At 50.4% G+C, this 11,965-nt stretch carries 14 protein-coding genes; 9 read left to right on the forward strand and 5 right to left on the reverse strand.

What is annotated here, in order from left to right:
• Positions 1 to 68 precede the first annotated feature (68 nt).
• Positions 69 to 248 carry a hypothetical protein gene (locus ACNRUY_RS05360; RefSeq protein WP_488110613.1) on the reverse strand — a complete coding sequence of 60 codons (180 nt, stop codon included), beginning with the start codon at positions 246 to 248 and terminating at the stop codon, positions 69 to 71.
• 228 nt (positions 249 to 476) lie between these two features.
• Here ACNRUY_RS05360 and ACNRUY_RS05365 point away from each other — a divergent pair, with 228 nt between their 5' ends.
• Complete coding sequence (locus tag ACNRUY_RS05365; protein WP_488110614.1) at positions 477 to 857, forward strand: STAS domain-containing protein; 381 nt, start codon at positions 477 to 479, stop codon at positions 855 to 857.
• Positions 858 to 925: 68 nt separating this feature from the next.
• On the opposite strand, the gene ACNRUY_RS05370 is transcribed toward ACNRUY_RS05365, so the two are convergent.
• Both ACNRUY_RS05370 and upp read right to left on the reverse strand, forming a co-directional pair.
• A complete protein-coding gene (locus ACNRUY_RS05370; protein ID WP_488110615.1) occupies positions 926 to 2,203 on the reverse strand; it encodes a uracil-xanthine permease family protein in 1,278 nt (425 codons plus the stop codon).
• A 29-nt stretch (positions 2,204 to 2,232) separates the two neighbouring features.
• Positions 2,233 to 2,859, reverse strand: a complete 627-nt coding sequence (gene upp, locus ACNRUY_RS05375) for a uracil phosphoribosyltransferase (protein ID WP_488110616.1) — start codon at positions 2,857 to 2,859, stop codon at positions 2,233 to 2,235.
• 417 nt (positions 2,860 to 3,276) lie between these two features.
• On the opposite strand from upp, the gene ACNRUY_RS05380 reads away from it, so the two are divergent.
• A complete protein-coding gene (locus ACNRUY_RS05380) occupies positions 3,277 to 3,834 on the forward strand; it encodes a hypoxanthine-guanine phosphoribosyltransferase (RefSeq protein ID WP_488110617.1) in 558 nt (185 codons plus the stop codon).
• A 93-nt stretch (positions 3,835 to 3,927) separates the two neighbouring features.
• Here ACNRUY_RS05380 and ACNRUY_RS05385 read toward each other — a convergent pair whose 3' ends face one another.
• Together ACNRUY_RS05385 and ACNRUY_RS05390 are read right to left on the reverse strand one after the other, a co-directional pair.
• The gene (locus tag ACNRUY_RS05385; protein ID WP_488110618.1) at positions 3,928 to 5,367 is read right to left on the reverse strand and encodes a hypothetical protein; all 1,440 of its coding nucleotides are present in this window, start codon (positions 5,365 to 5,367) and stop codon (positions 3,928 to 3,930) included.
• A 158-nt stretch (positions 5,368 to 5,525) separates the two neighbouring features.
• The gene (locus tag ACNRUY_RS05390) at positions 5,526 to 6,839 is read right to left on the reverse strand and encodes an amino acid permease (RefSeq protein WP_488110619.1); all 1,314 of its coding nucleotides are present in this window, start codon (positions 6,837 to 6,839) and stop codon (positions 5,526 to 5,528) included.
• 275 nt (positions 6,840 to 7,114) lie between these two features.
• Here ACNRUY_RS05390 and ACNRUY_RS05395 point away from each other — a divergent pair, with 275 nt between their 5' ends.
• The 7 genes from ACNRUY_RS05395 to ACNRUY_RS05425 all read left to right on the forward strand — a co-directional run bounded on the left by ACNRUY_RS05395 (position 7,115) and on the right by ACNRUY_RS05425 (position 11,947).
• On the forward strand, positions 7,115 to 7,426 hold the full coding sequence (locus ACNRUY_RS05395; protein ID WP_488110620.1) for a PA4642 family protein: 312 nt from the start codon (positions 7,115 to 7,117) through the stop codon (positions 7,424 to 7,426).
• Positions 7,427 to 7,582: 156 nt separating this feature from the next.
• Positions 7,583 to 8,047, forward strand: coding sequence for a rhodanese-like domain-containing protein (locus ACNRUY_RS05400; protein WP_488110621.1), 465 nt, complete (start codon positions 7,583 to 7,585; stop codon positions 8,045 to 8,047).
• A 195-nt stretch (positions 8,048 to 8,242) separates the two neighbouring features.
• Positions 8,243 to 8,419 carry a hypothetical protein gene (locus ACNRUY_RS05405; RefSeq protein ID WP_488110622.1) on the forward strand — a complete coding sequence of 59 codons (177 nt, stop codon included), beginning with the start codon at positions 8,243 to 8,245 and terminating at the stop codon, positions 8,417 to 8,419.
• A 240-nt stretch (positions 8,420 to 8,659) separates the two neighbouring features.
• A complete protein-coding gene (locus ACNRUY_RS05410; RefSeq protein ID WP_488110623.1) occupies positions 8,660 to 9,280 on the forward strand; it encodes a ZrgA family zinc uptake protein in 621 nt (206 codons plus the stop codon).
• Position 9,281: 1 nt separating this feature from the next.
• Positions 9,282 to 10,076 (forward strand): ABC transporter ATP-binding protein, encoded by a 795-nt coding sequence (locus ACNRUY_RS05415; protein WP_488110624.1) that lies wholly within the window; start codon positions 9,282 to 9,284, stop codon positions 10,074 to 10,076.
• Position 10,077: 1 nt separating this feature from the next.
• Complete coding sequence (locus ACNRUY_RS05420) at positions 10,078 to 11,340, forward strand: ABC transporter permease (protein ID WP_488110625.1); 1,263 nt, start codon at positions 10,078 to 10,080, stop codon at positions 11,338 to 11,340.
• A gap of 43 nt (positions 11,341 to 11,383) precedes the next feature.
• Positions 11,384 to 11,947: a DUF3299 domain-containing protein gene (locus ACNRUY_RS05425; protein WP_488110626.1), complete on the forward strand. Its 564-nt coding sequence runs from the start codon at positions 11,384 to 11,386 to the stop codon at positions 11,945 to 11,947.
• Positions 11,948 to 11,965: the final 18 nt, after the last annotated feature.

Below are 11,965 nucleotides of genomic sequence, written 5' to 3' on the forward strand. Positions count from 1 at the left end.
TCCTTATAAACTCTACGACGAAAGTATCATGCTTCACATAACAACCCTGTCAGTCTAACGGACAATATTCACTGATTACTGATCAGCTCATCAGAAGCCAATTGGCAGGAATGAATACCCTCATTTAAGAGACGGCTTCGATAGCGGGCAGCTAACACTGCTTCTGCTCTCAGATTTGCATCATTACAGCCCAGAAAACTGGCCAGAGTAACGGCAATCTGAACGCCGGTTTTTATCCGCTTATACATACCCATTTCCCTGCCTTCCGTGACAACTGGAGTTATCCTAAAAGCCCTACCACTTTAATCCCATAACAAAGTGGTCAGTAATGCTGACAGCCACTGGTAAGCACTGCTAACCACTGCGTTATGCAACTCCTTTTTCTCTTTCCATATCATTGCCCCATCAAATGCCCATACAGGAAACCTGTTTACAGGGCAGAAAATAAAACCGGGGAAGTAAAAGGGAGTGGTCAAATGGCAATAACCATCAACCTTGAGAATCATTTCAACTACACATTGCTGGAAATAGACGGCACCGTGAACGCCCTGAGCGCACCACTGCTTCAAAGTGCAATCAGAACGGCTACCCGTGAAGGCAATCGTCACCTGATCATCGACTGCACCTTGCTGAAAAGCGTCAGCAGTGATGGATTGAAAGTGCTGTTAAGCAGCCAACTGGAACTGGCAGGGCGATATATACTGTCACTGTGCAATGTGTCCCGACCCATTGCCGCCCTGATGGAGCTCAGTGGGTTAACCCGTTACATTGAAATCAATTACGATATTCATGAAGCAGAGTCCGGGCTACTGGAAAACGACTATGCCATGGGCCGGATCAATATCAGACCTTCCTGAGCCTGACAAATCCAGGCTTCAGGGAGGTATGATATATCAGCAGGAGATAATGGTCAGACCCGTATCAATCAGCCCATTTCATTTTCTACAGACGTAGACTGATAACGGTCTTCTTTGCTCTGATGAGGAAGCAGCAGGTTCAGCAGTACCGCAGTGATGGCGCAAAGGCTGACCCCTTTCAGGGTAAACTCACCAACACTCAGCCCCAAATTGCCAATTCCAAAGACCAGAACAATGGAAACGATCACCAGGTTCCTGGGCTTGCCGAGATCTACCTGGGCCTTGATCAGGGTATTCAGGCCCACCACCGCAATAGAGCCAAACAGCAGCATCATAATCCCCCCCATCACCGGAATCGGAATGGTCGCTAGAAAGCCCCCAATCTTGCCGATAAAGGCAACACCGATGGCAATGACCGCCGCCCAGGTCATGATGACCGGGTTATAAGCCTTGGTCAGCATCACCGCCCCCGTCACTTCCGAATAAGTGGTGTTGGGAGGTCCCCCCAGCATGCCAGCGGCAGTAGTAGCGAGTCCATCGCCCAGCAGGGTGTTTTTCAGTCCCGGCTTATCCAGGTATTTCTTCCCGGTAACAGAGCTGATGGCCAGCATGTCACCTATATGCTCTATGGCCGGAGCGATGGCCACAGGAATCATATAAAGCACAGCATTCCAGTTAAAGGCGGGGGCGGTGAAGCCGGGAACCGCAAACCACGGGCGATCCATCATCGGTTGAAAGTCCACAACCCCCATCACCAGCGCCGCCACATAACCCACCACGATACCGGAAATGATAGGAATCAATTTGAGCAGTCCCCCGGCCATGGTCGCCACCAGCAATGTGGTTATCAGAGACAGAGCTGCCAGCAAAATGGCCTGGTCGGCAGAAATCACTCCTTCAACCGGGGATGTGGCCATACCAACGGCAACCGGAGCCAGCCCCAGGCCAATCACCATGATTACAGGCCCCACCACCACTGGCGGGAACAACCGGTATAGAATACCTGAACCCCGGAGACGAACCAGCAGGCTCAATACTGCATAAAGCAGCCCTGCCGCCATCAATCCCCCCATAGTCGCAGGGATACCCCATGACTCAATACTGAAGGTGATGGGCGCAATAAAAGCGAATGACGAAGCCAGGAACACAGGCACCTGTCGCCGGGTCACCAGCTGAAAAATCAGGGTACCAACACCCGCAGTAAAAAACGCCACATTAGGGTCCAGCCCGGTCAGAATCGGTACCAGAACCAAAGCACCAAATGCCACAAACAGCATCTGGCCACCCATCAAAGCCTGGCGCCAGGCAGGCATGTGCCCCGGCGCCCCGGTAAAATCTGTCGTCATGGTTATCTCTTATCCCTGGAATATTCTGATTATTGGGTTCCGAAAATCTTGTCGCCGGCATCCCCCAGCCCAGGAATAATGTACCCTTTTTCGTTCAGGCCTTCATCCACAGAGGCGGTGAAAATTTTGACATCCGGGTGGGCCTGAAGAATTTTGTCAATGCCTTCAGGGGCAGCCACCAGTACCAGGCAACGGATTTCCCGGCACCCTGCTTTTTTCAACATATCGATCGTCGCCAGCATGGAGCCGCCAGTAGCCAGCATCGGATCCAGTATCAAGGCAATCCGCTCTTCAATATTACTGACCAGCTTTTCAAAATAAGGAACCGGCTCCAGCGTCTCCTCATCCCGGTATAAACCGACCACACTGACCTTGGCACTGGGAATCATATCCAGGACACCGTCCATCATACCGATTCCGGCACGAAGGATGGGGACAATGGTAATTTTCTTGCCCTTGATCTGCTGGACAGTGACTTTGCCATTCCAGCCATCAATAACCGTATCTTCCAACGCCAGGTCTTTGGTGGCTTCATACGTCAGCAGGCTTCCTACTTCACTTGCCAGGGTACGAAACCCCTTGGTGCTGATATCATGCGACCGCATAATTCCCAGCTTGTGCTGTACCAGCGGGTGCTTGATTTCCTGTACACTCATGCCTGACCTCAAATTAAAGGATTACGGATTTACTGGAGCCTCAAGCGCAACTAAGGGTCCCGTTCAACCGAAAGGATGTTCAAAAACTTTCACCAACAGTTTCAGCATGAACATGCTATATTGCCGAATTGGATCCGGGAAAAGCCCGCTTTCCATGAAAGCGGCCCCCAGAGCGCTCAACCTAAACCTTCTCATTCTCCCACAGCCACTACCCCCTGCCCATAGGTTTTTTTAACCATTTTCACCGTGTACATTTCACTTGCCCGAAGCTCACAACCTCTGTATTTTTTATCCTTTTTTGTTGGGCGTTAAAATCATTGCGGTGCTGTCTGATCCTTTACAACAGACAACCCTTTTTTAACGCTGTGGACTGTGGCCGGCTTCACCGGTCGACTCATTTTTTCAGGGTTTCATAAAATGTCTGTTGATCTCGACCATATCCGGCAAGTAATGGATGAAGCAGACTGCCTCTACAACGAGCAGCAGATCGAAGATGCCATTGCCACCATGGGGCAGGCGATTAGCAAAACACTCGCCGACAGCAACCCCCTGGTCTTCTGCGTGATGAATGGTGGACTGGTCATTACGGGAAAACTGCTGACCCACATGCAATTTCCCCTTGAAGCCTCTTATGTTCACGCCACCCGTTACCGTGACCAGTTAACCGGTGGTCGCCTGGAATGGAAAGTGCGCCCAACCCAGTCCATCAAAGGCCGCACGATACTGGTGATTGATGACATTCTTGATGAAGGTCATACCCTGGATGCCATTGTGGATTTCTGCCGGGAAGAAGGCGCAGCGGATGTACAGACTGCAGTCCTGATTGACAAAAAGCACGACCGCAAAGCCCGCCCGGGCCTCAGGGCCAACTTCACCGGGCTGGAGATTGAAGACCGCTATATCTTTGGCTATGGCCTGGACTATCAGGGTTACTGGCGCAATGCCAATGGTATTTATGCCCTGAAAGGGCATTAAGCTATAGTTGATTTACTAAAAAGGCTTCCCCATAGGGAAGCCTTTTTAGTAGGTGAATCAGGTTAAAGATCAGTTTTAAACATTACGAAATGTTTAAAAATAACTATCACCTATTGCATCTCTAAAAGCAGACAATTCACTCTTAAACTCTTTATCAATTGCCTTTTCCTTCTCTTTCTTTTCTCCACCAACCTTCTTATCCAGTTCAGAAAGCTCTTTCTCCTGCTTCTTTATTTTTCCTTTAAAATCGGCCTCAGCCTTCTCCTGCCCAACTTTGTCAGTATGCAATTGACTGTGCGCCTCACGCCTTTGCCTTGGAATATCTGCCAGGCTCGAACGATTTTGCTCAAGCTCCCGTTTTTGAGCCTCAAGCTTCTGCTCTGCTTTTTGAATCCCAGCATCCAAAGGTTTAGCATACTCGTCTGGAACATTTTTTCTTGACCGCCTTAGTGTCTTTAACTCACTCTCCAGGTTCTTAATTGAAGTTTCATTGTCCGATATACTCGACTTAAGAGAAGATTCCAGATCATTAAGCGATGCCAGGATAGCTCTTGAGGTATCAACTTCAAACTGACTGTCTGATAAGCCATTCTCCTTATCCTCCTTAAGAGAATCAACCCCCTTTTGCATATTATCCCGTCTTGTAGTCTTTGAACTATCAATATCCGACAGACTTGACTCTCGCTTAGAATCCATCCGCCCCTTAAGATCTTCCTTAAACACCCCTAACATCTCATCTCTTTTAGCTTCCAAGTCAGACTTAAGGGCGTTACGCTTATCCTTTATATCAGCCATTTCTTTTTGTGCCGCCTTGTAATCCTGAAAATCACCATTGGCATCAAACATCTCTTGAAAATCTTTCACAGCCTGCTCTCTATCACCCTTATTACCAGGCATGGGACCCAATATCTCAACTCTATCCGATTGACCTGGAACAGAGAGTCTGACCGGCCCGGATTCTTTTAACACGATCGAGCTATCGTCCATCACTGCCAACTCATCTGAATACTCTTCAGCAAAAGCCTCCATTTTATCAGCCAGAGCAACCATCCTCTCTTTCATAGCATTCAGATCTGTAACGCCTTGATTAAATTCTTTAACCATTGGATCTATTGTATCTCTCCCTTTCTCTGTCATTTTGCTTAAAGCTGCATCTGAAACAGGTTGAAAATTCTCCTTGAAAAGAGCCCGCTTAATAACATACAACTTATGGACTAAGGCCTTGATAGCCACTCTACCAAAATGCTTAGCCTTCGATTTAATCTGACCCGCCTTTTGTTTAATAGAAGCAACCAGACCTTTGTCTGCTTTTTCGACGGTTCTCATGGCCAGTTTTTTGGCTGGAGGCTCTGTCTGAGTCTCCATTTCGGCGGTATCGCTTTTCTTCAACCCCGGCGTACCAGGAAGATCTAATGAAGAGACACTGAGACCAAGCAGGCTTCCTGAATCACCTGAAGAGTCCAGACTCTGGGTTGACTGATCGAAACTGCTAATTGATGAGCCGCTACTTAAACCATCCATCCCTGATGCCATGTCTATTCCCTCAGACTCAATACCGGTAAACTTTCTATATTGTAGCCAGCCTTCCCCTTACCCAAATAACTGAAAAGCCTGTTTCAACCGAGGTCGATCACTCAACCAGACCAGATAAACTCTTTTCAGGATAAAACAGAACGCTTGTCAAAATACTGTCACATTCCATTGATTTTACTGACCAGAAAACCACTGATAGCCACCAGCCCAACCAACGCCGTAAAAATATCCAGAATCCGATTTCGGCAAGGCTTCAGGCGTTCAACGCGATAGAGCGCATAAACCGGCATCAAATAGAGAATGGTGGCCAGCACCGGAACCACCAGCATCTCCACCATTCCAATCACACTCCAGTCCGCATAGGCGGCCCCCCAGCAGGTTAATAACACAAAGAGCACCGTTCCTCTCTTTACTGCGTGATTATTCAGGTGGACCCCCTTATTCCGCTTCAGCCAGTAAAGGGTAAACAACCCCTGCAATCCTTCCAGAGCCCCCAGATACACCCCAAAAAATGAGCTGGCAATAGCCAGAAAAGCAATGGCCGGAGCAACCACCGCAAACACCGGATTCCCTGAGCGAGAAGCCAGAACTGACAACACAGGCAGGTTATCTTCCCGGGCCTGAGCAAGCTCCGCAGGGGTCAGGCTAAGCACACAGGAAAACACAAATAACAGGATAACCACCAATAATAGAAGTGTGTTGCGCTTGAGAATCTGCCCTGTTTTCTGCTGGCAGAGCTCACTGCCACCCAACTGCAGGCGATACGACCGGGCAAAAGCAGAACAGGCAGGTGAATGGTTAAACGAAAAAACCAGCAGGGGCGTGGTAATAAACAGAGCTAGAAAAAAACCTTTGAACTCCACCGGCTGGCTGAATGCTGAGCTACTCCATTGAGGAACCAGATAGAGGGAGATTCCACAGAGAATAATCACCAGAGGATACACCAGCAGTTTTACTGCTCTGAGCATCCAGGCCTCTCCTGCATGCATGGCCGCCATCATTGCAGCCACCAGCAGCAGGCTCAGCCAGCCCCGTGAAATCGGGGTCATATGCATCTGATTCTCTACAAAGCTGTTAACGACATTGGTGATACCGATGCCGTACAGGAGCAAAATGGGATAAATGGACAGAAAATACGCCAGGGTCAGCAGTCTGCCTGCGGTTTCACCGAAATGCTCACGCACCGTACCGGTAATATTGGCATCAGGATCAGTGGCAGAGAGACAGAAACGTACCAGGTTACGATGAGCCAGCCATACCATTGGACCCGCAAATACAGCAAGTGCCATCAGAGGCCATATGCCACCCGCTCCGGCACTGATTGGCAGGTATAACACACCGGCTCCAATCGCTGTTCCAAAAAGATTCAGCATCCAGCCGGTATCTTTTGGGCTCCATCGCATTACCGATGAATGCTCACTGGGCGATAGGGATCGTGAACGTTCCAGGTTTCCGGCAGAGCTGTCTGACATGAATCACCTGTTGATTGACCTGGAGGATCGGGCCATTGATAGATTAAAACATCCTTATTGGGAGTCTGTGAGTATAGCCAGTTGGTCCTGCACTGCCTGACCGACTGACAAACCGTTACCTGCCGCAACAATACCTGCTAACAGGAAACCCCATTCCGATACTTATTCCTTAACCTTAGATTCTCAGGACAAATTAGACTATTCGAGCTATGGGACCCTCCTTAGCAGACCGGTAGAATAGCCCATCATTCAGACAGACCAGAACAGACAGCACCATGAAAAAAGACAAACAAAAAGTCATCGGTGAGGAGCTCTCAGACGAGCGCCTGAAAGGCTTCCTTGAGCTGGAACCTCCTGCTGGCACCAACAGGGACCATCACATACTTACCCGGGCCTATCGCTATTTAAGGCCCGACGACTTTGATCGATTCATGACGTTTTTTGTGGCAGCGGGCCTGAACCCCAGTGCCATTGATCCCCAGGGAAAAACACTGGCAGAGAGCCTGGCAAAGCAACGCCTTGCCACCCCTTACCTGAACTCGTTGAAAAAAGCAGAAGAACAGCACTCCAAACAGATGGGCTTATGAAACAAACACGGTGAATAAAGAATCTCTCAAAAGACGTAAAAACGCCTATACTGCTCATGGCTTTGAAATCCATGGGCAGGAAGCGCTCCTCAGCTGAAACACTGAATCTGAAGCAGGCACTTCCATGGCCGTTCAAATTGCATCCGGAGTTTTTCTGTGCGCCCACATACCCTGTCATTGCTGATAGCTCTGGCCATGGCCGTTCTTTCCCCTCTGGAGGCAGGAGAGCTCCCAGGCAGCACCGCTCTTCAGAACAGCCAGCAGGACCAGAACCTGGCCTATGAGTACCGTTATCCTGAAATAAAGTACCCCATGCTGCGTCAAGCAATGGATGCCGGACAGGTATTTCTGATAGACGCCAACAGCCCCACCACCTACCAGAACGGCCATCTCCCCATGGCCAAGTCCATTAACAACCCTGAACGGCTCAGCCAGCAGCTGCCTGTCCTTTCAAGCTATCCCATTGTTGTTTACTGCGGAGGCCCCCAGTGCACCGCCTGGCACAAGGCTGCAGACTATGCCGCCGCAAGGGGATACACCAATATTCAGCATTTCAAAGGGGGAATTAAAGGCTGGAAAGAGGCCGGAGACTCTCTGTCAAAAGGAAGTCAGTACCCCTGAAGACCCACCAACACTTTTCAAGAACCAGACACTTCTTGTATTGATCTGCTTCAAACAGGTTCGTACTATACGTCAGTACTGATGATAACGTTCCTGCACTGATGCTGAGCAAACTGCTGACCTGTTTACGATCTGCGCGCACCTGGCCCATTTTCCTGTGCCTAGGCCTGCTGGTCTATTTCAGCTCAACCGTTATTGCTTCTGCTCACTATCACCACCGACAAAGTGCAGCTGATTTTCACCACAAAGAAGATCACCACCACTCTCATCCGGGCAGCTACGACTGCACGGCATGCCAGCTACTGGTCATTTGCCAGCCCCAACCAGAACTACCGGAATCAGACACTCCAGCAACAGTTTCAACCCCGCTGATTCTCCCCCCCTCCCCAGAGAAAGACCTGATCAATCACTTTTTCATCCGTGCCCCTCCGCATTCATTGGCCTGATGAAACAACAGGCTTCGTGAACTTCAGGGTAAGTTGAAGCCAGGAAGTCTTCCCTGCATGAATCAGGGACGAATGCCCACAGTGAAAGAAAAACATTTTGCGCCCCCCTCGATGAAAAACAGGGAAGCAAAGTGTTTTTCACCGCAACAACGCTTAAGGAAATTGAATGCAAACGCTGTCCAAAATAACGACTTGTGTCGCTTTTACCACTTCAATGATACTGGCCTGGCCAGCAATGGCTCATGAAGAAGAGCATCGCCACCATGACGCCCACGTGCACGGGGTGGGACAACTCAATCTGGCCCAGGAAGGCAAGCAGCTTTTTCTTGAACTGACTATACCGGCCCATGATGCCCTTGGTTTTGAGTCCATCAACACACCCGCGCAGAAAAAGGCCCTGCAGTCAGCCTTGAAGAAACTGGAATCCGATAATCTGTGGGTTCTCCCTTCAGCGGCAGGTTGTCAATTAAGCAAGGCTCACGCTTCAACGGATAAACATGCGCAACAACACGATGAACACTCAGACCATCATGATGATGCCGACCACCATGACCATGACCACCACGATCATGATCACGAAAGCAGCCACCACGACCAGGGCTCTGGCCACCTGGATCTTCACGCAACGTACACCTTCCAGTGTAAAAATCCGAAAGACCTGAAGCGGTTTGGAACCCGGCTGTTTGAGCAGTTTGAACACAGCGAAACCCTTAAGCTCCAGGGACTGACCGATCTGGGCCAGAGGTCTGCGGTAATGACCCGCAAGGAACCTGAGGTCCAGCTCTGACATGATCAACAGCGATAACCGGCCACGGCCTCTTCAATCTGACCCTGCCATTCTACTGGAGAATATCCAGTTCAGCTGGGCACCGGAAAAAACCGTCCTGGACATTCCACTGGTCAGCATTCATCAGGGGGAAAAAGTCTTTATCCGGGGACCTTCCGGATCTGGAAAAACCACCCTTCTGGGTCTGCTGGGCGGTGTACTGCTACCCCAACGGGGAACAGTGAAAGTATTAAACCAGGATATATGTCAGTTGACGCCCACTGGCCGGGATCGCTTTCGTGCACAACACATCGGCTTCATCTTTCAGATGTTCAATCTGATCCCTTACCTTTCCGTGACAGACAACGTTGCCCTGCCCGTTGGCTTCTCCCCTCTGCGTCAAAGCCGGGTGAAAGCATCAGGCCGGAGTCTGCACAACGAAGCTCTGAGGCTGCTACACGACCTGGGCATGAATGATCAGGAACAACTACTCCGCCCGGTCACTGAACTGAGTATTGGCCAGCAACAGAGGGTGGCTGCAGCTCGAGCCATGATCGGTAAGCCCGAACTGGTGATTGCAGACGAACCCACTTCCGCACTGGATACGGATACCCGGGAGGCATTTATCCGACTACTGTTTAATGAATGCAAAGCTGCAGGAAGCACACTTATATTTGTCAGCCATGACCCGGCCCTGGAACCTCTGTTTGACCGGACAATCGTCCTGGATGAAATCAATAGAGCCTCAACTGGAGAAAAACGACACAGACCTTCCACTCCTTCGTCCCTGAAGCCAGATACCGCCGGAGCGCTATAGTATGACCGTCATCCATCTGGCCCTGAAAAGCCTGAAAAACCGAAAAGCCACCGCCCTGCTGACCATTTTGTCCATCGCTGTCAGTGTAGCCCTGCTTCTGGGTGTTGAGCGCATCCGGGTTGAAGCCAGGAACAGTTTTACCAGCACCATCTCCGGTACCGATCTGATTGTTGGCGCCCGCAGCAGCCCCATGAATCTGCTGCTCTATTCAGTGTTCCATATTGGCAACGCCACCAATAACCTCTCATGGGAAACTTACAGTGAACTGACCAGCGATCCTGCCGTCAAATGGGCTATTCCCATTGCCCTTGGAGACTCCCACCGGGGCTACCGGGTAGTTGGAACCAGCCACGATCTGTTCAAGCACTTCCGCTATGGTGCCGGGCAGCCCCTGCAGGTTCAGAAAGGGAAGGCCTTCAAAGGATTATTTGATGCCGTACTTGGCTCAGAAGTAGCCGCCAGGCTCAATTATCACCTGGGCGATGCCATGACCCTGAGCCATGGAGTTGAAAGAAAAAGCCTGCTTCAGCATGACGACAAGCCGTTTCGTGTTTCCGGGATTCTTGCTCCCACCGGAACCCCCCTTGACCGGGCCATACTGATCTCCCTGGAAGGCATTGAGGCCCTGCATATTGACTGGCTGAATGGCGCCCCACCCATTCCAGGACTGTCAATCTCCGCTGAAAAAGTGTCGCAAATGGAACTTCAGCCGAAAAGCATCACCGCTTACTTTGTTGGCCTGAATTCCCGCATGGCGGCCTTTGGTTACCAGCGCAAGGTGAATGAATTCCGGGTAGAGGCAATGACGGCCATTCTGCCCGGGGTCGCCTTACAGGAACTCTGGCAACTGGTGGGCTCTGCAGAAAAAGCCCTGCTGGCCATATCCGTCATGGTGGTAGTGGCTGGACTGATTGGAATGCTCACCACCATACTGACCTCTCTCAACGAAAGACGACGGGAGATGGCCATTCTCCGGTCAGTAGGTGCCCGCCCAGGCCATATTTTCCAGCTGATGATCTTTGAATCACTGTTGTACGCCATAGCAGGCTCATTAGCTGGGGTAGCCCTTCTTTATGGCCTGATGCTGGTGATCCAGCCTGTCATTCAAAACACCCTGGGACTCCACCTCAATATTGACTGGCCAGGCAGCTATGAATTGATCATCATTGCAGTGATCTCTCTCTGCGCCACAGGCCTTGGCGCAATCCCGGCCTGGAGAGCCTATAGAAACTCACTGGCGGACGGACTGACCGTCAGGTTATAGAATGACTGCCCTGTAAAATGAAACAGCACATGGAATCATGAGAATGACACCAAGGAAAAAATGGCACCGACTGTCCGGATTCCTGGCCATCCTGGTCTGGACAGCCCTTACTTTCCCCCAGGAAAGCACTGCTGCCCCCATCAAACCCAAGCCTCTGGCCAAGACAGTTCCAGACCTGAAAGCCAAGGAGATCAAGTGGGAAGACCTGATGCCACCGCCGGACCCACAAGTGGTTGAGCGCTATCAGGCAGGCAAAATGGACCAGATGGAGGTGATAAAGTATCTGGATAAACTGGGGAAACAGTCTATTGCCGAGCTGAACAAAACCTATGCAAAAATGCCAGGCTATCTTGTGCCCCTGAACATGGATGCAAAACAGATGGCTACGGAGCTGCTGCTGGTACCCACCATGGGAGCCTGCGTCCATGTTCCACCGCCTCCGCCAAACCAGATCGTCTACATAAAATACGACAAAGGGCTCAAGGTGACAGAAGCCGCTTATACCCCTTATTGGGTGACCGGTACCCTCACTGTTGAGAAAAACAAGTCCCAGTACTCTGAAGCACTGTATGCCATTTCCGTGGACAAGATTGTTGAGTTTGAATAACCCGGTTCAGGAGCCGGG

Source organism: Endozoicomonas sp. Z74 (assembly GCF_057680865.1).

Coding starts and splice junctions, on each gene's coding strand:
- ACNRUY_RS05360 (WP_488110613.1), bottom strand. CDS start 248: ATGTATAAGCGGATAAAAACCGGCGTTCAGATTGCCGTTACTCTGGCC.
- ACNRUY_RS05365 (WP_488110614.1), top strand. CDS start 477: ATGGCAATAACCATCAACCTTGAGAATCATTTCAACTACACATTGCTG.
- ACNRUY_RS05370 (WP_488110615.1), bottom strand. CDS start 2,203: ATGACGACAGATTTTACCGGGGCGCCGGGGCACATGCCTGCCTGGCGC.
- upp (WP_488110616.1), bottom strand. CDS start 2,859: ATGAGTGTACAGGAAATCAAGCACCCGCTGGTACAGCACAAGCTGGGA.
- ACNRUY_RS05380 (WP_488110617.1), top strand. CDS start 3,277: ATGTCTGTTGATCTCGACCATATCCGGCAAGTAATGGATGAAGCAGAC.
- ACNRUY_RS05385 (WP_488110618.1), bottom strand. CDS start 5,367: ATGGCATCAGGGATGGATGGTTTAAGTAGCGGCTCATCAATTAGCAGT.
- ACNRUY_RS05390 (WP_488110619.1), bottom strand. CDS start 6,839: ATGTCAGACAGCTCTGCCGGAAACCTGGAACGTTCACGATCCCTATCG.
- ACNRUY_RS05395 (WP_488110620.1), top strand. CDS start 7,115: ATGAAAAAAGACAAACAAAAAGTCATCGGTGAGGAGCTCTCAGACGAG.
- ACNRUY_RS05410 (WP_488110623.1), top strand. CDS start 8,660: ATGCAAACGCTGTCCAAAATAACGACTTGTGTCGCTTTTACCACTTCA.
- ACNRUY_RS05415 (WP_488110624.1), top strand. CDS start 9,282: ATGATCAACAGCGATAACCGGCCACGGCCTCTTCAATCTGACCCTGCC.
- ACNRUY_RS05420 (WP_488110625.1), top strand. CDS start 10,078: ATGACCGTCATCCATCTGGCCCTGAAAAGCCTGAAAAACCGAAAAGCC.
- ACNRUY_RS05425 (WP_488110626.1), top strand. CDS start 11,384: ATGACACCAAGGAAAAAATGGCACCGACTGTCCGGATTCCTGGCCATC.